Genomic DNA, 24,143 nt, shown 5'->3' with positions numbered 1-24,143 from the left:
CCGGAATAGCCCCTCAGAGCGGGCCGCCGCTATCCGGCTTTTGCGGCCTCATCCGGCCAGCGATTTCGAGGCGATCTCGTAGGTCTCGCGCGACAGCTTCGGCACGGCCAGGATCCGCTCCAGCTCGGCCTTCATCTTTGCCTGGCGGCCGGCATCGACACGGCGCCAACGCCCCAGCGGCGCCAGAAGACGGGCTGCAACCTGCGGATTGATCGGATCGAGTTCGACGATCCGGTCGGCGTGGAAGGCATACCCAGTGCCATCGGCGGCATGATAGCGCAGGGCGTTCGCCGTGAAGCTGCCGATCAGCGCCCGCACTTTGTTGGGTTTCTGCATCGAGAAGGCGGGATGCTTCAGCAACGCCCTCACCCGCTCCAGCGTATCCGGCAGGGCCGAGATCGCCTGCAGTGCCAGCCATTTGTCGAGCACCAGGGCGTCGTCGCGGAACCGGTTATGGAAATCGTCCAGCGCAGCCTGACGCTCGGGCACGTCCAGATCGACCAGCAGGCGCAGGGCGGCCATGCGGTCGGTCATGTTGTCGGCATCGCGATACTGGCCGGCGATGCGGTCGAGGATGCCGCGATCATCCGGCACCAGTTCGGCAAGATATGCCAGTGCGGCGTTCTTCAGCGCGCGTTTGCCGGCGGGTCCGGCATCGGGACTATAAGGCCCTGGCACGCGGTTGGCGTCATATGTCGCCAGCAGCAGGTCGCGATGAGTGTCGGCAACCTGCCGGCGCAGGGCGCGGCGCGCCGTATGAACGGCCTCCACATCGATCACCGCCATGTGGTCGGCGATGTAATCCTCGCTGGGCAGCGTGATCGCCTCGGCCGCAAAAGCCGGTTCCAGGCTGCCATCGCGCAAGACCTGCCCCACCGCCGCGACGAAATCCGGATCGAAGACCTTCGATGGCTGAGCCACACGCTGCAAAAGCAGGTCGGTGGCATATTGCTGGCCGGCCTCCCAGCGCGCGAAGGCATCGGAGTCATGCGCCATCAGGAAGGCGCGTTCCGCGCCGCTTTGACTCGCCCTGATATTCACTGGAGCCGAGAAACCGCGATTGAGCGACAGCGCGCGCGGCTCCGGCACACCCCGGAAACGGAAAGTCTGCCTCGGCGCGGTCACCGAAAGCACCCGGCCATTGCGCTGCGGCGCTGCGGTCTCATTTTCCAGGCGCAGGGGAATATCCTGTCCCTGCGCATCCAGCAAACCCACATGCAGCGGGATATGCATCGGCTGCTTGTCCGGCTGGCCCGGCGTGGGCGGGCAATGCTGGGCAATCTTCAGCACATAATCTCCGCTCTGCGCGTCATACCGCCCATCGATCCGCAGTTCCGGCGTTCCGGCCTGGGAATACCACAGACGGAACTGCTCCAGGTCGACGCCACTGGCATCGGCCATCGCGGCCACGAACTGGTCGCAGGTGGCCGCCTCGCCGTCATGCCGTTCGACATAGAGTTTCATGCCCTTCTGGAAACCATCCTCGCCCAGCAGGGTGTGCATCATGCGGATGACTTCCGAGCCCTTCTCGTAGACCGTGGCAGTGTAGAAATTGTCGATGGCGATATAGCTGTCGGGCCGGATCGGATGTGCCAGCGGTCCGGCATCCTCGGGGAACTGGCGGGCCCGCAGGTTGCGCACATCCTGAATGCGCTTGACCGGGCGCGAGCGCATGTCGGACGAGAATTCCTGGTCGCGGAACACCGTCAGGCCTTCCTTCAGGCTGAGCTGGAACCAGTCGCGGCAGGTGATGCGGTTGCCGGTCCAGTTGTGAAAATACTCATGCGCCACCACGGCTTCGATGGCGGCGAAATCGCCGTCGGTCGCGGTTTCCGGATCGGCCAGGATGTAGCGATCGTTGAAGACGTTCAGGCTCTTGTTCTCCATCGCGCCCATGTTGAAGTCGCTGACGGCAACGATGTTGAACAGGTCGAGGTCGTATTCCAGGCCAAAGCGGGTTTCGTCCCAGCGCATGGAGCGTTTCAGCGCATCCATGGCATAGGCGCTGCGCGCTTCCTTGCCATGCTCAGTGAAGATGCGCAGTTTCACCGGCCGGCCGCTCTGCGTGGTGAAGCTGTCTTCGTTGCAGGCCAGGTCGCCAGCCACCAACGCGAACAGGTAGCAGGGTTTGGGGAACGGGTCATGCCAGACGGCGAAATGGCGGCCATCGGGCAGCGCGCCCTCCTCCACCAGGTTGCCGTTCGACAGCAGCACCGGGCAGGCCTTGCGGTCGGCGCGGATGGTGACGCGATAGGTCGTCATCACATCCGGCCGGTCGAGGAAATAGGTGATGCGGCGGAAACCTTCCGCCTCGCATTGCGTGCAGTAATTGCCACTGGACTGGTACAGCCCCGAAAGTTGTGTGTTGCCCCGGGGATCAACCTGCGTCTCGATTTCCAGCGTAAAGCTGGCCGGCGGACTGCCGATGGTGAGCGAGCGCTCTTCCAGTGCGTATTCACCGGGCGCCAGCGCACGGCCGTCAAGCTTCAGCGAAATCAGCTTCAGGTCTTCGCCATCCAGCACCAGAGGCGAGCTCGGATTGACGGTCACCATGCTCAAACGGGATTTCACCAGCGTAGCGTCTGACACCAGATCGAATTCGAGGGCGACGCTCTCGATGCGATAATCCGGTGCGCGGTAATCCTTGCGATGAATGGCCTGTGGTTGAACCTGGTTCATGCAGGGCTCTTATATGTCGTAAACCTCCACCACACCCGGCAGCACGCGGATCTGGTGGCGGATGGTCGGATTGATGGCATAACCGCTCGGCAGCTTGATATCGGCTTCCACGCCACCCGGCAGGTCCGCTCCATCCAGCTTCAGGCCCAGCAGCACCTGCCCCTTGCCGCGCCCGGCCTTGTCGAGCAGCCCCTTGATCTGGGCGAAGGGCTTGTCGTTTTCCACCATGATGCGGATGCCGGCGGCGGCGCGGGCGGCCACGTCGTCCAGCTTCTCGGCCTTCTGCGCGCTCAGGCGCGGCTGCTCGCCATCGGCCCGCGCGGTCAATGTCCAGACGATATTCGCACCCGCCTCCAGCAGATCGCGGTATTGCGCCAGCACTTCCGAGAACAGCATTACCTCGAACATGCCAGAGGCATCGGAGCATTGCACGAAGGCGAAACGGTTGCCGGTCTTCTGCGAGGTGCGTTCCTGTTTGGAGATCACCGTGCCAGCCACCTTGAACACCTGGTCGCCGGAATGTAGCAGCTTGAGCATGTCGGCATATCGTTTCACGCCCACGCGGTTGAGCGTGGCCTGGTACGCATCCAGCGGATGGGCCGAGAGATAGAAGCCGATCGCCTCGAATTCCTTGGCAAGCTGCTCCATCGGCGTCCATGCCTCGCCTTCGGGCAGCTTGGGCAAACGCTCTTCCGTCTTGCCGCCACCGAACAGAGACACCTGGTTGGAGGCGCGCTCCTCCGCCTTGCTCTGGGCGTAGCGGATCAGCGTCTCCAGCCCAGCCAACATCTTGGAGCGGTTTTTCTCCAGCCCATCGAACGCGCCGGCTTTGGCGATGTTTTCCAGCATGCGCTTGTTCAGCGCGGAGGGATCGACCCGGCCGGCAAAGTCGAACAGCGACTTGAACGGGCCGCCGGCCTTGCGCTCCTCCACGATCTGGCCCATCGGCGCGATGCCGACATTGCGCACGGCCGCCAACGCATAGCGGATCGCGCCCTTCTCGGCCTTCTCATACTCCACCGAGAACTCGACCTCGGAGCGGTTCACGTCTGGCGGCAACAGACCTATGCCCTGACGCGCACATTCCTGGCGGAAGACGTTCAGCTTGTCGGTATTGGACAGATCGAGGGTCATCGAGGCGGCGATGAACTCGACCGGGAAATTGGCCTTCAGATAGGCCGTCTGCCATGCCACCAGCGCATAGGCGGCCGCGTGGCTCTTGTTGAAGCCGTAGCCCGCGAACTTTTCCACCAGTTCGAAGATGAAGGCGGCGCGGTCGGGATCGACGCCCTTCTCCTTGGCGCCGGTGACGAAGCGCTCCTTCTGCGCATCCATCTCGGCCTTGATCTTCTTGCCCATGGCGCGGCGCAGCAGGTCGGCTTCGCCCAGCGAATAGCCGGCCAGCACCTTGGCGATTTCCATCACCTGTTCCTGGTAGATGATGACGCCGTAGGTCTCCTCGAGCACGGGCTTGAGCCAGTCATGCAGGTAGTCGGGTTTTTCCTTGCCGTGCTTACGCGCGATGTAGCTCGGGATGTTTTCCATCGGACCCGGGCGATAGAGCGCCACCAGGGCGATGATGTCCTCGAAGGCATCGGGCTTCATGTTGCGCAGCATGTCGCGCATGCCCGAACTTTCGAGCTGGAACACGCCCACCGTATCGCCCCGGCCCAGCAGTTCAAACGTCGGCTGATCGGCCAGCGGGATGGCGGCAAGGTCGATCTGCACGCCCTTCTTTCGGATCAGCTCGACGGCCTTCTCAAGCACATCCAGCGTCTTCAGGCCCAGGAAGTCGAATTTCACCAGGCCGGCAGCCTCGGCATATTTCATCGAGAACTGCGTCGCCGGCATGCTGGCATGGGGATCGCGATAAAGTGGCACGAGTTCCACCAGCGGGCGGTCGCCGATCACCACGCCGGCGGCGTGGGTGGAGGCGTTGCGGTAGAGGCCTTCGAGCTTCAGCGCCACGTCCATCATGCGCGCCACGGCTTCGTCGCGGTCGCGCTCCTCGCGCAGGCGCACCTCTTCCTTGATCGCCTGGGCCAGCGTCACCGGATTGGCCGGGTTGTTGGGCACCAGTTTGCAGATGCGGTCCACCTGGCCAAGCGGCAGCTGTAGCACGCGGCCCACGTCGCGCAAGGCAGCCCTGGCCTGCAGCTTGCCGAAGGTGATGATCTGGGCCACGTTCGCGGCGCCGTATTTCTGCTGCACGTATTCGATCACCTTTTCCCGCCGTTCTTGGCAGAAATCGATATCGAAGTCGGGCATCGACACGCGTTCGGGATTGAGGAAGCGTTCAAACAGCAGGCCGAAGCGCAGCGGATCGAGGTCGGTGATGGTCAGCGCCCAGGCCACCACCGAACCGGCACCCGAGCCACGGCCCGGGCCGACGGCAACGTTGTTGCGCTTGGCCCACTGGATGAAGTCGGCCACGATCAGGAAGTAGCCGGGGAATTTCATGTTGATGATCGTCTCGCATTCGAAGTCGAGACGGTCGTAATAGGGCTTGGCTGCCTCGCCGCTGACGCCGATCTGCTGCAGCCGCAGTTCCAGCCCTTCCCGCGCCATGCGCCGCAGCGTGTCGGCCTCGGACTCTCCCTTGCCGTCTCCGAAGTTCGGCAGGATCGGTTTGCGTTCCTCGGCCTTGATGGCGCAGCGCCTGGCGATCACCAGCGTGTTGTCGACCGCCTCGGGCAGGTCGGCGAACAGCACGCGCATTTCCTCGGCCGACTTGAAACGATGATCGGGTGTCACGCGGCGGCGGTTCTGTTCGCCCACATAGGTGCCCTCGGCGATGCAGAGCAGCGCGTCATGCGCCTCATACATGCTCTCGTCAGGGAAATAGCAGTCGTTGGTGGCGACCAGCGGCAGATCCAGCGCATAGGCCAGATCCAGCAGGCCCGGCTCGGTCTTTGCTTCGATGGCCCAGCCATGGCGCTGCAATTCGACATAGAGCCGGCCGGGAAAGATGCGTTTGAGCGCCGCTAGCTGCTGCCGTGCGGCATCGGTCTGGCCTTCCGCCAGCAGCCGCGCGATGGGGCCACTGGGGCCGCCGCTCAGACAGATCAGCCCTTCGCTGCATTTTTCCAGATCGGCCCAGCCCACCTGCGCCGCCTCGCCCGGCGGCGGTTCCAGATAGGCCTTGGTAGAGAGCTGCATCAGGTTGGCATAGCCGGCGGCATTCTGGGCCAGCAGCACGATGCGGTCGGGATCTGGTTTCTTCAGCGACTTGCCGAAACCCGCCTGGGCCTGGTCGGCCCGGGTCAGGCTGAGCTGGCAGCCGATGATCGGCTGGATACCCTTGCCGGCCAGCTCCTTCGAACCCTCCAGGGCGCCGAACAGGTTGTTGGTGTCGGTGATCGCCACGGCGGGCATGCGCAGCTTCACGCACAGTTCGGCCAGTTTGGGCAGCCGGATCGCCCCCTCGGTCAGCGAATAGGCGGTATGGACGCGCAGATGGACAAAATCAGCGAAGCTCATGGCGATTTTCGATTCCCGTTCGCGAAATACGATACGCGACCTAGGCGACGGAAACCAGAACGCAAGGAATCCGAATCCCATCAGGAGTGTTACGGATTCGCGTGGATTCCCAATATCTTGTGGATAAGTGCGGGTTTCCGTCGACGGCCGGGAGAACGCTTGCGGACGAATCCCAGCGCTAGGCGAACGAACCGGAAATCACCAGGGATTGATCAGCCAGATATGGTATTCCACGCCGCATGTCGGAGAACAGTATTCAACATCCGTAAGGGTGCGGTTACGGTTTCCCCCAGCCACACAGGATGGCATAAGCCTCGCCCATGACCATTACGCTCGAAACCGAACGCCTGATCCTTCGCCCGCCGCTGGCCGCCGACCTCGACGCCTGGGCCGCCTTCATGGCCGATCCGGAGAGCCAGCGCCATCTGGGCGGGGTGCAGGAGCGCCCAATAGCCTGGCGCAGCCTCTGCATCATGGCCGGAGCCTGGCAGATCGACGGCTTTGCGATGTTCTCGGTGATCGAAAAGGCCTCTGGCCGCTGGATCGGCCGGCTGGGCCCCTGGCGTCCGGAAGGCTGGCCGGGTCCTGAAGTGGGCTGGTCCTTGGTGCGCGAGGCCTGGGGCAAAGGCTATGCCACCGAGGGTGCCACAGCAGCCATCGACTGGGCTTTCGAGCATCTGGGCTGGACCGATGTGATCCATTGCATCGTGCCGGAAAACGTGAATTCGCAGAAGGTGGCCCAACGCCTCGGGTCACGCTGGCTGCGTCGGGACCGCCTGCCCGCCCCGATCAACATCGATACCGAATTGTGGGGCCAAAGCCGCGAGGACTGGCTGGCGCGGCGGCGCTGAAGGATCAGGCGCCGGTCACGAGGCGACGCCATTCCGCCGGACTGGCCCCGAGAATGCGACGGAATTCGCGCGTGAAATGCGCCTGGTCGGCAAAGCCGGCGGCATAGCCGATCTCGGCGAGGCTTGCTGGCGTTTCCAGCATCATCCGGGCCGACCGGCGGACACGCGCATCGCGCAGGATGCCGGAGTAGGACGCCCCGGCAACTCGCAATTGCCGCTGCAACTGCCGTGAAGACATCGCCAGGGCCGCAGCAGCCTGCGCGATCGGCCAAGGACGCATGGGGTCGTCGTCGAACAGGGCATAGAGCCGATCCAAAAGACTGGGCTGCACCTGTGGCGGCTGAATACGATCTTCCCGACACAGATCGCGCCAGCTTATGCACCAGTCGGCCGTAGGCAGCGCGTCAATCCCCTGCGCAAGCACGACACGGCCGTCGCGCATCGCAGGAACACAATCCGAGGCATGACCGAGATCGATATCCAGGCCGCTGCAACCGATGGCCTGAAGCAAAGCCGCCAGCAATCCCAGCACCGCCAGATTCTCCAGCGCTCCCGGAGGTGTCGTGCGCAGCGATACGTGACTGAGTCGTATCTCCCGCTCGCCAGCCCGCAGCACACGAACACGATGGTGGGAATGATGGTATTTCTCCAACCGGCGCCAGCGGTCGAGCAGGTCGGCGGCATCGACCGCCCGGCGCAGGGCATCCAGCGTCGGATCGCTGGGTACGGCGTGAATACCCTGCCCGACCTGCAGCACAAAACCCGGCCCCGCCACAGTGCAGGCATGGGCCAGTAACTGCCGTTTCAGGTCGAGAGATGCCACAGGTGGTCCGCCCGGCGGTGGCCCTGGCGACAGTTCCTGCGGCACCGGAATGCCTGCCACCGCCATCTGGCGCAGGATCAGGCCGACAAAGGCCGCGCTGGCATAATCGCTCACGATGTCAGACCGGCGATTGTGGAATATAGGGCAGCGTCGCCACACGCCGGCCGGTTGCTGCCGCGATGGCATTCGCCACTGCCGCCACCGCCACCATCGCGGTTTCTCCGGCCCCGCTGGGCGGTGCTCCTGCTGGTTCGATCAGGACGATGTCGATGGGTGGCATGGCATCCATGGTCGGAATGGCGTAATCGGCAAAACTATAGGCAGCGACCCGGCCATCCTCAATCGGCAGTCTTTCGTTCAGGACCATACCGATCCCCCAGACCAGATTGCCCTCAATCTGGGCCCGTGCCTGATCCGGGTTCACCACCAGCCCGCTATCCTGCGCGCAATACAGCCGCGCCACCCGCACGGCACCATCACTGTCGACATTCACGTCCGCCACCACGGCAGCGTAACTGCTTTCCTTGTAGATGCCGCAGGCAAGGCCCCGCCCGAAGCCTCCGCCTGAATACGGCCCAGTTGCCCAGCCGGCCAGATCGGCAACCCGCTCCAGGCAAGCTTTCAGTCGCACATGTTGCGGATCGAGATTGCCCAGTCTGAATTGCAGCGGGTCCTGCCCGGCCAGGGCGGCCAGTTCGTCCATGGCAGATTCAATGGCAAAACCATTCGGCCCAGCCCCCAGGCCACGCCACGGGCCGGTATCGACCGGCAGGCGGATATCGGAAAACTCCACCCGCATGCGAGCCGCGACATAGGGCGGTACTGCGCCACGCGCTACACCCGGATCCTTCACCAGGCTGGTTACCACCTGCATCCAGCGCGGCATGGCTGCAGACGTGAAGATGACATGGCCGGAACAAAAGCCATGCCACCAATCCGCAATCTTTCCGTCGGCCCCCAGCAGGGCACGGATGCGGTGCGAGGATGGCGGACGATGGAAACCATCGATGAATTCCGCAGCGCGGCTCCATTGCACCTTCACCGGCTGACCGGCCGCCTCCGCCAGCAGGGCGGCCTCCAGTTCCTGTCTCACGATGGTGCGAGCACCGAAACCGCCGCCGATGCGGCAGCCATGCACCAGTACTTTTTCCGTCGATAAACCAAAATGCCGCGCCAGGGTCTCCCGCACGAAGAACGTGTCCTGCGTGCCGGTCCAGACTTCCAGCCGCACGGCGGCCTCCCGGCCATACCATTGCGCCACCGCACTGCGCGGTTCAATGGTGGCGTGGGCAGCGGCGGGAATGTCGTAACGCCGGTCCAGAATCCAGGGCGCACCGGCCTCCACCGCATCGCCCCGCAGGCTATGTTCGAGATCGCCGCGTTGCTGGATGGTGTCGATATCCACCGCCGGCATCGGGCGCGGCGTCTGATCCCGTTCGACCCGCGCTGCGGCTGCATGCAGCGCGGCCGGATGTGCCGACAAAAGGCCGCCGCGTCCGTCACTGAGCGTTACCACTCGCACATCATCGCCCGGTGCCGAGATGGTCGCCCCGGTTGGCAAGACCATGCCGAACAGCATATCGGGGAGGCGGATATCGCCAGCATAAAGCGGAGCGCCGGTGACGATGCTCTCGATCTGCTCGGTCGGTAGGCCAGAGCCAACGTGGCGGCGCGGGCCATCAGGGCGGAAACTGCGCAGGGTCACCGGCTGCCCCCGGTCAATGATTTCGGTACTGCCTTCTCCGCCAAGCAGATACTCGCGCAGCAGGGCGGCGGCACGCGCCACCGGTTCGGCGAAATCCTTCAGACTGTCGCTGCCCACCGTGGATTTGACCGGCGCGATGGAAGCCGTATCGGGCAGCAAGACCTCGACGCGCTCAATATCCCAGTCCAGCTCCTCGGCCACGATCTGGCGCAGAGCGATGCTGACACCCTGCCCCATTTCCTGGCGTGGCAGCAAAAGCCGTACGCGGCCATCGGGCAGCAGCCGCAGCCAGGCGACGCGCGCCTCAGCTTCCGGCATGCTGCGGGTTGGCATGGCCGGCAGCGGATTGAAGGCACAGGCCGGGGTCGCCGCAAAGACCGTGACGCCCGCCGCAAAGCGGGCCGCATGTTCGAGAAGCAGCCGGCGCGACAGATCTGTCATGGCTTCTGCTCCATCCTCACGCCGGCGCGCAGGATCGCCTTGCGGATACGGGCATAAGTACCGCAGCGGCACAGATTGCCCGCCATCGCAGCATCGATGGCGGCATCGTCCGGACGTGGTGTGGCCTGCAGCAGCGCGGCGGCCGACATGATCTGCCCGGCCTGGCAATAGCCGCATTGCGGCACGCTTTCCTCGATCCAGGCCTGCTGCACCGGATGCAGTACGCCATCGTCCCCGGCCAGCCCCTCGATGGTGACAATCGCCTGCCCTGCCGCATCGGCCGCAGCGATCTGGCAGCTGCGCACCGCCGTGCCCCCGACATGGATCGTACAGGCTCCGCAAAGGCCCTGACCGCAGCCGAATTTTGTGCCGACCAGCCCCAGGTGCTCGCGCAGAACCCAAAGCAGGGGATCGCCTGCCCGGGCATCCGGGATAACGACAGTGCGACCATTGACCGACAATTGCATGGCATCCTCCGGTTCTGGATGCCGCATCCTGCGGGCAAAGGAGCAGGCCGTATTGAACGATCGCGCCATGCTTCGGCCGGGCCCGTAGTATGGCCCGGCGACAGATTCTGCGGGGCATGGCAGTCTGGCGTCCAGTTCCTCCCCGATTCCCATAGGTCCGATGTCCGAAGCCCGCTCCAACCCAGTCGTCGAATATGCCCTGCTCGCCGTCCTGGCGACTCTGTGGGGTGCGTCCTACACCTTCATCAAGCTAGGCATTGCCACCATCCCGCCGGTGACTCTCATCGCGGCCCGCACGCTGATCGCGGGCCTGCTGCTGCTGGCTATCCTGCACATGCGCGGCATCGGCCTGCCGCGCGACGCCGAGACCTGGAAACGTTTCCTGTTCCAGGCCTGCCTCAACAGCGTGGTGCCCTTCACCCTGATCGCCTGGGCAGAATACAGCGTGGATGCCGGACTGGCGGTGATCCTGAATTCGACCACGCCGATCTTCACCTTCCTGCTGACCGTGGCGATCACGCGCCATGAACCGACAACCGGGCGCAAGCTGCTCGGCGTGATCGTCGGCATGGCTGGAATCTGCCTGATCATTGGCCTGCAGGCTCTGAGCGGCCTAGGCCGCGAACTGATCTCGCAACTGGCCATCATCGCCGCCACTATCAGCTATGCCGGCGCGGCGATCTTTGGCCGCAATTTCAAAGGGCTCGATCCGCTGGTGCCGGCAGCCGGTTCGATGCTCTGCGGCACGGTCCTGCTGATCCCGGCCAGCCTGGTCATCGACCGGCCATGGACGCTGGAACCGTCCACAGACTCGATCCTTGCCCTGCTTGGCCTCTCGGTGTTTTCCACCGCGCTGGCTTTCGCCATCTATTTCCGGCTGATCCACACCCTGGGTTCGGTCGGCACCACGGCGCAGGCCTATCTGCGCGTGCCCATCGGCGTCGGCATAGGTGTATTGTTCCTGGGCGAGAGCCTTGGCTCCACTGCCTGGATCGGCTTTGTCTGCGTCTTCATCGGCGTGGTGGCGATGACAATGCCGACTAAGGCGAAGACGGTGGCAGCGCCGGCCGACTGATGTTTATGCCCAGCCGCCGGCAATGGGAATGACATGGCCAGTGACGAAACCGCAGCGGCCGGAAGCGAACAGAGCCACCAGTTCGGCGACTTCCTCCGGTTCGCCTAGGCGGCCGAGCGGAATGTTCTTCACCATCTTGGCCACGGCTTCCTTGTTGGCCAGCAGTTCGGGCGGGAAGTAATCCGGATTCTTGATGTAGTTGGCGGCGATGGCATTCACCGGGATGTTCCAGCGTGCCAGTTCCTTCGACAAAGTGGGCACCATGGCATTCGCGCCACCACGCGCGATGGCATACATCGAATAATTCGGGATGCCGGTGAGCGGCGCTGCCGACGACACGATCAAGATGCGGCCACCATTTTGCGCCTTCATCTGCGCCGCCGCCCGACCGATCAACGTATAGGGCCAGACCATCATGGCTTCGATGGCTCGACGGAACTCGGCCGGGTCGGCCTCGTCGACGGCGGCGCGAACCGCCGGATAAGGATCGTTGGAGACCAGCGCATCCAGCCGACCGAAGCGGCCGGCGACTTCAGCGACCAGTTCGGTGGGCGCCGTGGTGGTACAGATTTCCACGCCGGGCACTTCGGCCTGGAAAGCCTCGCGCACGGCCGGATCGGCGAAGGCCATGTCATGGCAGACCACCCTCATCCCCTCGCGCAGCAAGCGATGCACCGCCGTTGGGCCGATGAAATGTTTCACATGGGTGAGCAGGACGATCTGCGGCTGGCTCATGGTTTCCTCCGTTTATCGAGGAAATCCTAAGCCCTTCCCGGCCCAGTGCAATTGCTGCATCGCTGTGACGTGGCGGCAAGCGGTGTTATGGGCTGGTCCTGACTCAGATCAAGGCGGACAATGGCGTATTGCGGCAGTCTGCGGTCATGGGCAAACACATCCTGATCCTGCTGGGCCATCCCGATCCGTCGCATGACCGGCTCTGCCGGGCACTGGCGGATGCCTATGCCGATGGCGCGCAGGCGGCGGGGCACGAAGTCCGGTGCATCGATATCGCCACGCTCGATATACCCTATCTGCGCAGCCAATCGGACTTCGAGCATGGCTCGCCACCCGGCACGTTGATTGAGGCGCAGGCCGCCATCGCCTGGGCCGAGCATCTGCTGGTGGTGTTTCCGCTCTGGCTCGGCGACATGCCCGCGATGCTGAAGGCCTTTTTCGAGCAGGTTCTGCGGCCTGGTTTCGCCTTCGCCTATCGGGCGAAAGGCTTTCCGGAAAAACGCCTGACCGGTCGCACCGCCCATGTGGCGATCACCATGGGCATGCCGGCTTTCGCCTATCGCTGGATTTTCTTCGCCCATGCCCTACGATTGCTCAAACGTAACATCCTGAGCTTTGTCGGGGTCGAACCCGTAAATGAGACGCTATTCGGAAACGTCGGTGGCGCCGACGATGCCACGCGGCAAGCGTGGCTGGCGCAGATGCGCGAGGCCGGCAGGAAAGCCGCCTGAGCGAATTGTCAAGCCGCCCGCAGCCGGCCTTCGTGCAGGGTGACGATGCGGTCCATGCGCCGCGCCAGATCCATGTTGTGGGTGGCGATCAGGGCGCCGATGCCGTTGTTGCGTACAAGGCCGGTCAGTTCCGCAAAAACCGTATCGGCGGTCTTTTCATCCAGATTGCCGGTCGGTTCGTCGGCCAGCAGCAGATCGGGTTTCCCCACCACGGCACGGGCGATGGCGACGCGCTGCTGCTCGCCGCCCGACAGTCGCGCCGGACGATGCGTCAAACGATGCCCGAGGCCCAGATGCGTCAACAGGTCGGAAGCCTTCATTCCGGCGGCGGATGCGCTTCCGCCACGCACCCGCAGCGGCATAGCGGCATTCTCCAGTGCGGAAAATTCCGGCAGCAGATGATGATACTGATAGACAAAACCGATGCGATGACGGCGGGTGAGCGTGCGCTCGGCGTCGTCCATCGTACTGCAATCCTGTCCACCGATCACAATGCTGCCCGAACTTGGCCGTTCCAGCAGACCCGCGATATGCAGCAGCGTGGATTTGCCTGAACCGGACGGCCCCAGCAGAGCGACGATCTCGCCGCCTTTGACCGAGAGGTCGACGCCGCGCAGCACCTCGACCGTCTCGCCGCCCTGGCTGAAGGTGCGGCGGATATCCTGCAACTCCAGAACATTACTCATACCGCAGCGCCTCCACCGGATCGAGGCGGGCGGCACGCCAACTGGGATACAGAGTTGCCAGCAGAGACAGCGCCAACCCCATCAGCACGACATAGACGACTTCCGTGGAATCCACCTTCGATGGTAGTTTCGAGAGGAAATAGATTTCGGCCGGGAAAAGCTGCCAGCCGGTCAGGCTTTGTAAGAACTGGCGGATATGCTCGATGTTGAGCGAAAATGCCAGGCCGAGGGCAAAGCCGCTGGTGGTGCCGAGCACGCCGATGCTGGCACCGGCGATGACAAAGACGCGCATGATCGAAGCGCGCGAGGTGCCCATGGTGCGCAGGATGGCGATGTCGCGCCCCTTGTCCTTCACCAGCATGATCATGCTGGAGATGATATTGAAGGCTGCCACCACGATGATCAGCGTCAGGATCAGGAACATCACGTTGCGCTCGACCTCCAGCGCGCTGACGAAATGCGCATTGGCCTGCTGCCAGTCGTAGATGCGGTATTGCGGACCCAGTCGCTGAATGATCTGCCGGGCCGCATGGCGGGCCTCGTCGGGATTTTCCAGCCGCACTTCCACGGCACTGGCGGCATTGGGCAGGCGGAAATAGGTCTGCGCGGCTTCGAAGGGTACATAGACGAAGGCCGAGTCATACTCGAACATGCCCACATCGAAGATCGCTGCCACGCGATAACGCACCAGCCGCGGCACGCTGCCGAACGGCGTGGTGTTGTTCTGCGGCGAGACCAGCGTGATCTGGTCGCCCAGCCGCAGGCCCAGCTTGCGTGCCAGCCGGTGGCCGATGGCAACCGCATCATCGCCCTGGAAATCACGCAAAGAACCCTCGCGTACGCCTTTGGCGATGGCGCTTTCCTGCATCAGGTCGGCCTGGCGCACGCCACGCACCATCACGCCGGCAGCGGCATTGTTGGCCGTGGCCATCACCTGGCCCTCGATCATCGGATTGGCCAGCACCACGCCGGGCATCTTGCCCACGGCTTCCGTGACGAATTCGTAATCCGGCAGGCTGTTGCGGCCCTCCAGCTGGATGGTGAGATGACCGTTCAGACCGAGAATGCGGCCCAGCAGCTCGGCACGAAAGCCGTTCATCACGCTCATCACGATGATCAGCGTCGCCACCCCCAGCATGATGCCGAGAAAGGAGAACACCGCGATCACCGAGATGAAGCCCTCCTGCCGACGGGCGCGCAGGTAGCGCAGCGCCAGCATCCACTCAAATCGGGAAAAGAAGGGCATACGTGGTCCTTGGATGGTTACGCGTTACGCAAAGCGGCCAGCTTGTTCAGCACGGCTTCGGGCGAAATCTCTTCCTTCTCGCCCGTGGCGCGGTTTTTCACTTCCACCGTGCCGGCCTTCACGCCGCGCGGACCGATGGTCACCTGATACGGCAGGCCGATCAGGTCCATGGTGGCGAACTTGGCGCCGGCGCGTTCGTCGCGGTCGTCATAGAGCACGTCGAAGCCGGCGGCCTGCAGCTTGGCATAGAGCGCCTCGGCGGCTGCGTCGCAGTCCTTGTCGCCGGCCTTCAGGTTGATCAGGCCGACATGGAAAGGCGCCACGCTGAACGGCCAGATGATGCCGTTCTCGTCATGGCTCGCCTCGATAATGCCACCGACCAGACGCGACACGCCGATGCCGTAGGAGCCCATCTCCAGCGTGATGCCCTCGCCGCCCGGCCCCTGCACCACTGCGCCCATCGGCTTGGAATACTTGGTGCCGAAATAGAAGATATGGCCCACTTCAATGCCGCGGGCCGCCACCTGGCGCTCCTTGGGCAGGGCTTCGAACCGCGCTGCGTCGTGCTTTTCTTCCGTCGCCGCATAGGGCGCGGTCCAGCTATCCACGATGGATTGCAGATCGCCGCTGTAATCCACCTTCTCGCTCAGCACATCACGCTCGATCAGCGCCTTGTCGCAAAACACGCCGCTTTCGCCGGTTTCGGCCAGCACGATGAATTCATGGCTGAGGTCGCCGCCGATCGGACCGGTATCGGCCTGCATCGGGATCGCCTTCAGGCCCAGCCGTGCGAAGGTGCGCAGGTAGGCCACGAACATGCGATTATACGAACGACGCGCGCCGGCTTGATCGAGATCGAAGGAATAGGCGTCCTTCATCAGGAACTCACGGCCGCGCATCACGCCGAAACGCGGACGCACCTCATCGCGGAATTTCCACTGGATGTGATATAGAATCTTCGGCAGGTCGCGATAACTCTTCCATTCCGATGCGACGATATCAGTGAGCATTTCCTCGTTGGTCGGGCCATAAAGCATCGGCCGCTCATGGCGGTCGGTGATGCGCAGCATCTCCTTGCCATAATCCTCGTAGCGACCGCTCTTCTGCCACAGCTCGGCCGACTGGATGGTCGGCATCAGCAGTTCCTGCGCGCCGGCGGCATCCTGTTCCTCGCGCACGATCTGCTCGATCTTCTTCAGCACGCGATGGCCCAGCGGCAGCCAGGCGTAGATGCCGGCGGCGGTCTGCCGGACCATGCCGCCGCGCAGCATCAGCCGGTGGCTGACGATCTGTGCTTCGCTCGGGTTTTCCTTGAGAACGGGCAGGAAATAGCTGCTGAGCCGCATGGGTATGATGATCCTGTGGGATAACGGAGATGGCGGGATAATGGGGCGTTTTTAAGGCCGCTTCCCCCCACCCGCAAGGATCGGGGCCCTTAGCGCCGGGTCGGCTGCCGTTTGGCGAGATAGTCGCGACAGGCCGCCGCGAGGGCATCCTCGCCCTTCGGCTCCAGCGGCTGGCCATTGAAGGCTAGACGGCCGGTCTTGGGGTCGATGGCCACTTTGCCCACGCTGGTTTCGGCCTTGCCCATGCGTGGCGGCGTGCGGCTGCCCAGCAGGGTTTCCAGCGGAATGAGCAGGTCGAGCGTAATCGGCCCGTCGAAGGGAAAGGCATTGCGGCCCGGCAGGTCCGCCGGGGCGATGGGACGGCCCTTGGAATCCACATCCCGGCCCGGCTGGTAGGTCACGTCCGGGGCCGGCTGGTGGGCTGTCACGCTGCCCTGGCGGGCCAGCAGGCGCCGGCATTCGGCGGCATCCAGCACAATCACGGTTTGGAGCGGCTCAGGCTGCGACTCGGGCGCTTTTTTTGGAGGCTGGGAGGCCTGTCCAAGGGCGCCGGGGGCCATGAGCAGGGCCATCAGCAGGCCGGGTAGAATTACAGAGGTCGCAAGCCGGTACATCCCACAACCTTGGCGACGCATTATTACCATTTTGTTAGGAACCCATAACTTTTCGGGTGACACCGGTTTCATCATTCGGTATAGAAAATACGCAACCGCTTGGTAACAGGCGGCCCAAGTCTGGGGAGGCTTAAACTTACCCGCAAGACGGGATACGGAGCGAGGCATGTCCTTGCTCCTTTCTTTTTTCTGCTGACCCGTTTTCCACTATTTCCCGGCTTTCGCGCAGAAGTAGCAACCCGCGCCCATCAGCTACGCCACCGGAAACTGTGCTCAGAGCCCTCGGCCGAGCAATTCGTTCAAGCCCAGCAGGTCGTAATAGCCGACCACGTAATAAATCCCGAACAGCACGCAGCTGATCGCGAAGGTCAGCAGGAACTTGAAGCCCAGACGCGGGTTCACCGGCGCGGAATCGGCCTGTCCGGGCAACTTCGCCTGCCCTGCCTCGTCGGGCGTCTTCACGCCGATGGGCAGCACGCAGAACAGCACCACCATGTAGATAATGACGAAGGCGATGCTGCTGTTGAACCAGCTCATGGCTTACTCACTCCTGCGGCTCAGATCTGCTCGATCTCGACCAGGGTGCCGCAGAAATCCTTCGGATGCAGGAACAGCACCGGCTTGCCATGGGCGCCGATCTTCGGCTCGCCATCGCCCAGCACGCGGGCGCCCTCGGCCTTCAGCTTGTCGCGGGCAGCGATGATGTCGTCCACCTCGTAGCAGACATGGTGCATGCCGCCCGAAGGATTGTTGGCCAGGAATTTCGCGATGGGCGAGTTGTCGCCCAGCGGATGCAGCAGCTCGATCTTGGTGTTGGGCAGTTCGACGAACACCACAGTCACGCCATGATCCGGCTCATCCACCGGGGCCGATACCTTGGCGCCCAGGGTATTGGCATAGGTGGCCGCGGCAGCGGCAAGGTTGGGCACGGCAATGGCGACGTGGTTGAGGCGGCCGATCATGCTGGTCGTTTCCCTGCGGTCTGTGGTCGTTTTCTGCGGTGCAATATGGGGCCGGCCGGGCTCGGGGGCAAGGCATGACGCTGCGTCAGAAGCGCGCGAGGCGGCCCGTTAATCCGCCATCCGGATGATATGCACCTGGGTGATCGGCTTGCGGCCGGTCAGACCCTTCAGCACCGAGCGCAGGGCCCGCTGGGCAGCCTGCTCCAGATTATTGTCATCGCGATGGGTGCCAGGTTTCAGACGGTCGATGGCGGCGGCGATCTCGGCGGCGATCTCAGCCCCGATCAGGTCGGCATCGCCATTTACAACGCCCGAAAGCTTCACATGTGGCCGGGTCTGCAGCCGCCCCTCGCCATCCACTACCAGGCTGACCGAGGCGGCGCCGTTGAAGGCCAGTTTGCGGCGCACCTGCAGCGCCCCACCCTGCACAGGTACCAGTTCATCGCCATCGATGGCCAGCCGGCCCGAAGGCACCTGCTCGACCACATCGGGCGCACCGGGTGCCAGCCGGATCAGGTCGCCGTTGCGCGGCACGATACCATGGGGGACCTGCAGGCTCTGGGCGAAACGCGCATGCTCCACCAGATGACGCGGCTCGCCATGCACCGGCACGGCGATCTGCGGCCGGGCCAGGCGGTACATCTCGGCCAGTTCATCGCGCGAGGGATGGCCCGAGACATGGATGAAGGCATCCTTCTCGGTGATCACCTCGATGCCGTTGCGCACCAGTTCGTTATGCAGCCTGAACAATGTGCGCTCGTTGCCCGGGATGATCTTGGAGGAAAACGCCACGGTGTCGCCAGGCGACAGCACCACATGGGGATGGCTGTTGAAGGCGATGCGTGCCATGGCGCCGCGCGGCTCGCCCTGGCAGCCGGTGCAGACATACATCACCTTCTCGCGCGGCAGGAAACCAGCCTCGCGCTCGTCCACCAGGTTGGGGATATGTTCCAGATAGCCGTTCTCGCGTGCCGCCTGGATAAAGCGGTGCAGCGAACGGCCGATCAGGCAGACATGGCGGCCCAGATGTGCCGCAACCGAAAACAGGCTTTCCAGCCGCGCGAGATTTGACGAAAATGTCGTCACCGCGATGCGGCCTGGCTTGTTGGCCAGCACCTGCATCAGGCTGTCGCGCACGTCGCCTTCCGAACCCGAGCGCCCTCGGCTGAATACATTGGTGCTGTCGCAGACCAGCGCCAGCACGCCGCGATCCCCATAGCCCCGCAGGGTTTCCACTTCCGTCTGCGGGCCCAGAACCGGGCGCGGGTCCAGTTTCCAATCACCGGTATGCAGCACCACGCCGGCCGGCGTCTTGATGGCCAGCGCCTGGCTCTCGGGCGTGGAATGGGTGATGTTCATTGAGCGAATCTTGAACGGCCCCAGATCGATCAGTTCGCCGGGCTTGTAGACATGTACCGGCACCTCGTCGGCCAGACCCTTCTCTTCCAGCTTCTTGCGCAGCACGCTGGCGGCGAAGCCGGTGGCCCAGACGGGGCAGCGCAACTCCTCCCACACATGGCTGATGGCGCCCAGATGATCCTCGTGGGCATGGGTCAGCACGATGCCCAGCAGGCGTTCGCGTCGGCCGGCGATCCAGGTCACGTCCGGCAGCACCAGATCGACGCCCGGCATGCCCTCGTCGGCGAAGCTGGTGCCCAGATCGACCATGATCCACCGGTCCCCGAACCCGTAGAGGTTCAGATTCATGCCGATCTCGTTCACCCCGCCGAGGGGCAGGAAATACAGGCTGTTCTGCTCCAGGCGTTCAGACATACAGGTTATTTAGTGCTGCGCCGGTGGATTTCGATCAGGCCGCGCACGGTGATATCTGGCACGATCTGCTCGATCACCGCCGTGGCACCATCGAAGACCGGCGCCAGGCCGCCGGTGGAAATCACCTTCATCGGCCGGCCGAATTCCTCGCGGATACGGGCAACGATACCCTCAATCAGGCCGACATAACCCCAGAACACGCCGGAATGCATGCAGGCGATGGTGGTGGTGCCGATCACGGTCTTCGGCTTCTCCACCACGATGCGCGGCAGCAAAGCGGTGGCATTCACCAGTGCCTCGATTGAGAGATTGATGCCCGGCGCGATCACGCCACCGCAATAGCTGCCCTCCTCGTCCACCACGTCGAAGGTGGTGGCGGTGCCGAAATCGACCACGATCATCGGCGTCTTCGGGAACATCACACTGGCGCCCACGGTATTGCAGATGCGGTCGGCGCCGGCGCCCTGCCCCTTGATCTGGATACCGGGCGTCACATTAGGTTCGCCCAGCACCAGCGGCTCGGTATCGAAATAGCGGGTGCAGAGGCGGCGCAGATTGAAAGTGGCCTGCGGCACCACGCTGGCGATGATGGCCGCATCAATGCTCTTGGGATCGATGCCTTCGATCTGCATCAGCTGCAGCAGCCAGACGGCATGTTCGTCGGCGGTGCGCATCGCAGAGGTATGCTGCCGCCATTCGCCCACGATGCGGTCGCCGTCGATGACGCCGAATTTCACGTTGGTGTTGTTGGCATTGATGGCGAGCAGCATGGCGTCGTCCTTTCAGCCCGCGGGAAAAACGTCGCCCGCCGTGACAGTCTGCACGTGGCCGTCCGGCATTTCCAGCAGCAGGGCGCCGCTGTCGTCCAGCGCCACGAACCGCCCGTGCAGTTCACGATCCGGCAGGCGCACCACGGCCGGCAGGCCCAGCCCCTGGGCTTTTTTCAGCCAGGCCTCGCGGACAGGCGTGAAACCCTCCTGCCGCCAGCGGCCATACCAGTAGCCATAACGGGCCAGCAGCCATGGTGCAAAATCCTCCGGCGCCACCTGTGAGCCGTGAGCGGCAAGCGCCGTGGCTGGGTACGGCGTCTGCTCCGGGTGGCGCGCCAGGTTGACACCGATGCCGACCGTGACCCAATCCAGATTGCCATCGGGCCGTGTGCGGGATTCCAGCAGGATGCCGGCGATCTTGGCGCCGTTCACCAGCACGTCGTTCGGCCATTTGCAGGTGATGGCGGGGCCAAGCTGCGGCGCGGCCAGTTCCAGTGCCTCGGCCAGCGCCACGGCGGTCAGGAAGGACAGCGTCGCGGCCTGCGCGGGCGAGGCTTTCGGGCGCAGCAGCAGGGAAAGGAACAGGTTGCCGGCAGGCGACTCCCAGGTCCGGCCGCGGCGGCCACGGCCTGCCGTCTGGCTGCGCGCTAGCACGGCAAGCCCCTCTTCCGCGCCGGTTTCGGCCTGGCGGCGGATTTCCTCGTTGGTACTGTCGAGGACGTCGAACGTCCGCAGATCCCACTTCATCCCGTGGGTCCGCCGGCCCTGCCCCGCTTACGGGAACAGCGCCTTGGCGGCGGTCTCGGCGGCGGCCAGCAGCGGGCCAGGCATCACGAAGAACAGGATCGTAAACAGCCCGGTCACGGTCATCACCGCCCCCAGTTCGCCACGCACCGGCTTGGCCAGCGGTTCAGACGCTTCGTCGAAATACATGATCTTGACGATGCGCAGATAGTAGTAAGCACCCACCACAGAGCTGAGCACGCCCAGCACGGCCAAGGTATAGAGCCCAGCATTGATGGCGGCCATGAAGACGTAGAACTTGCCGAAGAAACCGGCCAGCGGCGGCACGCCCGCCAGCGAAAACATGAAGGCGGCCAGCAGCAGGGCCATGCCCGGATGGGTCTTGGCCAGGCCGGCCAGATCCTGCACGCCTTCCACCATGCGGTCCTTCTGGCGCATGGAGAGGATGATGGCGAAGGTGCCGACATTCATGGCCAGATAAATGGCGAGATAGATCAGAATGCCGCGCACGCCTTCCTGCGTGCCGGCGGCCAGGCCGATCAGGGCATAGCCGACATGGCCGATGGAGGAATAGGCCATCAGTCGCTTGATGTTGCTCTGGGCGATGGCGGCAAACGCACCGAGGATCATGCTGAGCGCGCTGATCACGATGATGATCTGCTGCCAGTCATGGGCCACTTCGCCGAACGGGCTGAGCAAGGCGCGCACGAACAGCGCCATGGCCGCCACCTTGGGCGCCACGGCGAAGAAGGCCGTCACCGGCGTGGGCGCACCTTCGTAGACGTCAGGCGTCCACATATGGAACGGCACGGCCGACACCTTGAAGGCCAGGCCGGCGCAGAGGAAAACGATACCGACCACCAGGCCGATGGAGGCTTGGCCGCCGCCGGCCAGGGCCTGGGCGATCAGCGGGAAGCTGGTCGAACCCGCAAAGCCATAGATCATCGAGCTGCCATAGAGCAGCATGCCCGACGACAGCGCACCAAGGACGAAATACTTCAGGCCCGCTTCGGTGGCGCGGCCGGAATCGCGCTTGAACGCCGCCAGCACATAGAGCGACAGCGACTGCAGTTCCAGACCGAGATACAGCGCGATCAGGTCGTTGGCAGAGACCATCATCATCATGCCGGTGCTGGCCAGCAGGATCAGCACGGGATACTCGAAACGCTCCATCCGCTCGTAACGGATATAGCCCAGCGACTGAATGATGGAGAAACCCGAACCGAGCAGGATCAGCACCTTGGCGAAACGGCCGAAACCGTCGGCGATGAACATGTCGCCGAAGGTGGTCACGGTGCCGGCCGGCTGCAGGGCGACCAGCAGGATGGCAACCGCCAGCACGGCGACAGCCAGCCACGACACCAGGCGGGTAGACGTGTCGCCTCGAAAGACGCCGAAGATCAGCAGGGCCATCGATGCCAGGGCGAGCCAGATCTCCGGATAGGCCGGCGCCAGGACGGGCATGGTCGAAGCGGTCACGGGTCGAACTCCTCTTCCGCTCTATCGGGCGGCGGTCGCTACCGCCTTGGCGGCGGCAAGCGCGGTCTGATGCTGTTCCAGCAGGTGCTTGGCCGAAGCGGCGATCACATCGAAGAAAGGCGCCGGATAGATGCCCATCCACAGGGTCATGATCACCAGCGGGGCGAAGATCGCGATCTCGCGCGGGCTGAGATCGACCAGCGCCTTCAGGTCGGCCTTCGTCAGCTCGCCGAACACCACGCGGCGATACAGCCAGAGCGCATATGCGGCGGCGAAGATCACGCCCGAGGTGGCGATCAGAGCCACCCAGGTGTTGGCCTGGAAGGCACCGACCAGGGTGAGCAGTTCACCCACGAACCCGCCGGTGCCCGGCAGGCCCACATTGGCCATGGTGAACAGCATGAAGACAAAGGCGTATTTCGGCATGTTGTTGACCAGGCCGCCATAGCGCGCGATCTCGCGGGTATGCAGGCGGTCGTAGACCACGCCGACGCAGAGGAACAGCGCGCCCGACACGATGCCGTGGCTGAGCATCTGGAAGATCGCGCCCTCGATGCCCTGGGTGTTGAAGGTGAAGATGCCCATGGTGACGAAGCCCATATGGGCCACCGACGAATAGGCGATCAGCTTCTTCATGTCCTCCTGCACCAGCGCCACCAGCGAGGCATAGACGATGGCGATCACGCTGAGCGCAAAGACGAAGGGCGCGAAATACTCGCTGGCCAGCGGAAACATCGGCAGCGAGAAGCGCAGGAAGCCGTAACCGCCCATCTTCAGCAGTACGGCGGCCAGGATCACCGAGCCGGCGGTCGGCGCCTCGACGTGCGCGTCCGGCAGCCAGGTATGCACCGGCCACATCGGCATCTTCACGGCAAACGAGGCAAAGAAGGCCAGCCACAACCATGTCTGCGCCTGCGCCGAGAACAGCCCGGTCTTCATCAGGCTGGGGATGTCGGTCGTGCCAGCGGTGAAATACATATACAGGATCGCCAGCAGCATCAGCACCGAGCCGAGCAGCGTGTAGAGGAAGAACTTGAAGCTGGCATAGATGCGGCGCTTACCGCCCCAGATGCCGATGATCAGGAACATCGGGATCAGGCCGGCTTCGAAGAACAGGTAGAACAGCACCAGGTCGAGCGCGCAGAACACGCCGATCATCAGGGTTTCCATGACCAGGAAGGCGATCATGTATTCCTTGACGCGGGTCTCGATGGCTTCCCACGAGGCCAGGATGCAGAACGGCATCAGGAAGGTGGTGAGGATGACGAACAGCATCGAGATGCCGTCGACGCCCATATGGTAGTTGATGCCGGACGCGACCCAGGCGGTCTTTTCGACGAACTGGAAGGCGGCAGTCGAATTGTCGAAATTCAGCCAGATCAGCAGCGAGACCGCGAAGGTGATCGTGGTGGTCCACAGCGCGACCGCGCGGGCGTTGCGGGCCACGATCTCCTCCGGCCCGCGGGCCAGGAAGATGAAGGCGGCGCCCGCCAGCGGGAGGAAGGTGACGATGGACAGCAAGGGCATGCTCGACAT

General features: G+C 63.8%; 20 protein-coding genes. 3 read left to right on the top strand and 17 right to left on the bottom strand.

Features of this window, described 5'->3' with window-relative positions; translation table 11 throughout:
• Positions 1–48: 48 nt before the first annotated feature.
• Together pepN and dnaE are read right to left on the bottom strand one after the other, a co-directional pair.
• The gene (gene pepN / locus ACK4FJ_RS15145; protein ID WP_409767548.1) at positions 49–2,679 is read right to left on the bottom strand and encodes an aminopeptidase N; all 2,631 of its coding nucleotides are present in this window, start codon (positions 2,677–2,679) and stop codon (positions 49–51) included.
• 9 nt (positions 2,680–2,688) lie between these two features.
• A complete protein-coding gene (dnaE, locus tag ACK4FJ_RS15140; protein WP_409767547.1) occupies positions 2,689–6,159 on the bottom strand; it encodes a DNA polymerase III subunit alpha in 3,471 nt (1,156 codons plus the stop codon).
• Positions 6,160–6,479: 320 nt separating this feature from the next.
• On the opposite strand from dnaE, the gene ACK4FJ_RS15135 reads away from it, so the two are divergent.
• Complete coding sequence (locus tag ACK4FJ_RS15135) at positions 6,480–7,010, top strand: GNAT family N-acetyltransferase (RefSeq protein ID WP_409767546.1); 531 nt, start codon at positions 6,480–6,482, stop codon at positions 7,008–7,010.
• A gap of 4 nt (positions 7,011–7,014) precedes the next feature.
• Here ACK4FJ_RS15135 and ACK4FJ_RS15130 read toward each other — a convergent pair whose 3' ends face one another.
• From ACK4FJ_RS15130 to ACK4FJ_RS15120, 3 genes are read right to left on the bottom strand one after another with little or no spacing between them, the layout of a single operon-like run.
• A complete protein-coding gene (locus tag ACK4FJ_RS15130; RefSeq protein WP_409767545.1) occupies positions 7,015–7,947 on the bottom strand; it encodes a helix-turn-helix transcriptional regulator in 933 nt (310 codons plus the stop codon).
• A 4-nt stretch (positions 7,948–7,951) separates the two neighbouring features.
• Positions 7,952–9,979 (bottom strand): molybdopterin cofactor-binding domain-containing protein, encoded by a 2,028-nt coding sequence (locus ACK4FJ_RS15125; RefSeq protein WP_409767544.1) that lies wholly within the window; start codon positions 9,977–9,979, stop codon positions 7,952–7,954.
• A complete protein-coding gene (locus tag ACK4FJ_RS15120) occupies positions 9,976–10,446 on the bottom strand; it encodes a (2Fe-2S)-binding protein (protein ID WP_409767543.1) in 471 nt (156 codons plus the stop codon). The genes ACK4FJ_RS15125 and ACK4FJ_RS15120 overlap by 4 nt, the downstream gene beginning before the upstream one ends.
• Positions 10,447–10,606: 160 nt before the next feature.
• On the opposite strand from ACK4FJ_RS15120, the gene ACK4FJ_RS15115 reads away from it, so the two are divergent.
• A complete protein-coding gene (locus tag ACK4FJ_RS15115) occupies positions 10,607–11,521 on the top strand; it encodes a DMT family transporter (RefSeq protein WP_409767542.1) in 915 nt (304 codons plus the stop codon).
• 3 nt (positions 11,522–11,524) lie between these two features.
• Here ACK4FJ_RS15115 and ACK4FJ_RS15110 read toward each other — a convergent pair whose 3' ends face one another.
• A complete protein-coding gene (locus ACK4FJ_RS15110; RefSeq protein WP_409767541.1) occupies positions 11,525–12,256 on the bottom strand; it encodes an SDR family oxidoreductase in 732 nt (243 codons plus the stop codon).
• A 146-nt stretch (positions 12,257–12,402) separates the two neighbouring features.
• On the opposite strand from ACK4FJ_RS15110, the gene ACK4FJ_RS15105 reads away from it, so the two are divergent.
• Positions 12,403–12,987, top strand: coding sequence for an NAD(P)H-dependent oxidoreductase (locus ACK4FJ_RS15105; protein WP_409767540.1), 585 nt, complete (start codon positions 12,403–12,405; stop codon positions 12,985–12,987).
• Between the two features lie 8 nt (positions 12,988–12,995).
• Here the strand turns inward: ACK4FJ_RS15105 and ACK4FJ_RS15100 are convergent, their stop codons facing one another.
• The 11 genes from ACK4FJ_RS15100 to ACK4FJ_RS15050 all read right to left on the bottom strand — a co-directional run bounded on the left by ACK4FJ_RS15100 (position 12,996) and on the right by ACK4FJ_RS15050 (position 24,143).
• On the bottom strand, positions 12,996–13,673 hold the full coding sequence (locus ACK4FJ_RS15100; protein ID WP_409767539.1) for an ABC transporter ATP-binding protein: 678 nt from the start codon (positions 13,671–13,673) through the stop codon (positions 12,996–12,998).
• Complete coding sequence (locus tag ACK4FJ_RS15095; protein WP_409767538.1) at positions 13,666–14,892, bottom strand: lipoprotein-releasing ABC transporter permease subunit; 1,227 nt, start codon at positions 14,890–14,892, stop codon at positions 13,666–13,668. Before ACK4FJ_RS15095 ends, ACK4FJ_RS15100 begins: the two co-directional genes overlap by 8 nt.
• A 44-nt stretch (positions 14,893–14,936) precedes the next feature.
• Entirely contained in the window at positions 14,937–16,265 is a 1,329-nt protein-coding gene (proS, locus tag ACK4FJ_RS15090) for a proline--tRNA ligase (protein ID WP_409767537.1), read from the bottom strand.
• Between the two features lie 89 nt (positions 16,266–16,354).
• Positions 16,355–16,747, bottom strand: a complete 393-nt coding sequence (locus tag ACK4FJ_RS15085) for a hypothetical protein (protein ID WP_409767536.1) — start codon at positions 16,745–16,747, stop codon at positions 16,355–16,357.
• 405 nt (positions 16,748–17,152) lie between these two features.
• Positions 17,153–17,416: a DUF1467 family protein gene (locus ACK4FJ_RS15080; protein WP_409767535.1), complete on the bottom strand. Its 264-nt coding sequence runs from the start codon at positions 17,414–17,416 to the stop codon at positions 17,153–17,155.
• Positions 17,417–17,436: 20 nt separating this feature from the next.
• Positions 17,437–17,841: a methylmalonyl-CoA epimerase gene (gene mce / locus ACK4FJ_RS15075; RefSeq protein WP_409767534.1), complete on the bottom strand. Its 405-nt coding sequence runs from the start codon at positions 17,839–17,841 to the stop codon at positions 17,437–17,439.
• A gap of 108 nt (positions 17,842–17,949) precedes the next feature.
• Positions 17,950–19,614: a ribonuclease J gene (locus ACK4FJ_RS15070; RefSeq protein WP_409767533.1), complete on the bottom strand. Its 1,665-nt coding sequence runs from the start codon at positions 19,612–19,614 to the stop codon at positions 17,950–17,952.
• A gap of 5 nt (positions 19,615–19,619) precedes the next feature.
• Positions 19,620–20,384 carry a type III pantothenate kinase gene (locus ACK4FJ_RS15065; RefSeq protein ID WP_409767532.1) on the bottom strand — a complete coding sequence of 255 codons (765 nt, stop codon included), beginning with the start codon at positions 20,382–20,384 and terminating at the stop codon, positions 19,620–19,622.
• A 12-nt stretch (positions 20,385–20,396) separates the two neighbouring features.
• The gene (locus ACK4FJ_RS15060) at positions 20,397–21,131 is read right to left on the bottom strand and encodes a biotin--[acetyl-CoA-carboxylase] ligase (RefSeq protein ID WP_409767531.1); all 735 of its coding nucleotides are present in this window, start codon (positions 21,129–21,131) and stop codon (positions 20,397–20,399) included.
• 27 nt (positions 21,132–21,158) lie between these two features.
• Positions 21,159–22,592, bottom strand: a complete 1,434-nt coding sequence (gene nuoN, locus ACK4FJ_RS15055; RefSeq protein ID WP_409767577.1) for an NADH-quinone oxidoreductase subunit NuoN — start codon at positions 22,590–22,592, stop codon at positions 21,159–21,161.
• A gap of 36 nt (positions 22,593–22,628) precedes the next feature.
• Positions 22,629–24,143: an NADH-quinone oxidoreductase subunit M gene (locus ACK4FJ_RS15050; RefSeq protein ID WP_409767530.1), complete on the bottom strand. Its 1,515-nt coding sequence runs from the start codon at positions 24,141–24,143 to the stop codon at positions 22,629–22,631.

It is taken from the genome of Ferrovibrio sp. (assembly GCF_046297595.1).
GTDB lineage: Bacteria > Pseudomonadota > Alphaproteobacteria > Ferrovibrionales > Ferrovibrionaceae > Ferrovibrio.
This window is presented reverse-complemented; position numbering and strand designations above follow the sequence as displayed.

Bases quoted from the DNA above. Each gene is read 5' to 3' on its own strand.
- ACK4FJ_RS15110 (WP_409767541.1), bottom strand. From the start codon at position 12,256: ATGAGCCAGCCGCAGATCGTCCTGCTCACCCATGTGAAACATTTCATC.
- ACK4FJ_RS15120 (WP_409767543.1), bottom strand. From the start codon at position 10,446: ATGCAATTGTCGGTCAATGGTCGCACTGTCGTTATCCCGGATGCCCGG.
- mce (WP_409767534.1), bottom strand. From the start codon at position 17,841: ATGATCGGCCGCCTCAACCACGTCGCCATTGCCGTGCCCAACCTTGCC.
- proS (WP_409767537.1), bottom strand. From the start codon at position 16,265: ATGCGGCTCAGCAGCTATTTCCTGCCCGTTCTCAAGGAAAACCCGAGC.
- ACK4FJ_RS15125 (WP_409767544.1), bottom strand. From the start codon at position 9,979: ATGACAGATCTGTCGCGCCGGCTGCTTCTCGAACATGCGGCCCGCTTT.
- ACK4FJ_RS15115 (WP_409767542.1), top strand. From the start codon at position 10,607: ATGTCCGAAGCCCGCTCCAACCCAGTCGTCGAATATGCCCTGCTCGCC.
- dnaE (WP_409767547.1), bottom strand. From the start codon at position 6,159: ATGAGCTTCGCTGATTTTGTCCATCTGCGCGTCCATACCGCCTATTCG.
- nuoN (WP_409767577.1), bottom strand. From the start codon at position 22,592: ATGCCCGTCCTGGCGCCGGCCTATCCGGAGATCTGGCTCGCCCTGGCA.
- ACK4FJ_RS15100 (WP_409767539.1), bottom strand. From the start codon at position 13,673: ATGAGTAATGTTCTGGAGTTGCAGGATATCCGCCGCACCTTCAGCCAG.
- ACK4FJ_RS15080 (WP_409767535.1), bottom strand. From the start codon at position 17,416: ATGAGCTGGTTCAACAGCAGCATCGCCTTCGTCATTATCTACATGGTG.
- ACK4FJ_RS15105 (WP_409767540.1), top strand. From the start codon at position 12,403: ATGGGCAAACACATCCTGATCCTGCTGGGCCATCCCGATCCGTCGCAT.
- pepN (WP_409767548.1), bottom strand. From the start codon at position 2,679: ATGAACCAGGTTCAACCACAGGCCATTCATCGCAAGGATTACCGCGCA.
- ACK4FJ_RS15135 (WP_409767546.1), top strand. From the start codon at position 6,480: ATGACCATTACGCTCGAAACCGAACGCCTGATCCTTCGCCCGCCGCTG.
- ACK4FJ_RS15050 (WP_409767530.1), bottom strand. From the start codon at position 24,143: ATGTCGAGCATGCCCTTGCTGTCCATCGTCACCTTCCTCCCGCTGGCG.
- ACK4FJ_RS15070 (WP_409767533.1), bottom strand. From the start codon at position 19,614: ATGTCTGAACGCCTGGAGCAGAACAGCCTGTATTTCCTGCCCCTCGGC.
- ACK4FJ_RS15065 (WP_409767532.1), bottom strand. From the start codon at position 20,384: ATGCTGCTCGCCATCAATGCCAACAACACCAACGTGAAATTCGGCGTC.
- ACK4FJ_RS15095 (WP_409767538.1), bottom strand. From the start codon at position 14,892: ATGCTGGCGCTGCGCTACCTGCGCGCCCGTCGGCAGGAGGGCTTCATC.
- ACK4FJ_RS15060 (WP_409767531.1), bottom strand. From the start codon at position 21,131: ATGAAGTGGGATCTGCGGACGTTCGACGTCCTCGACAGTACCAACGAG.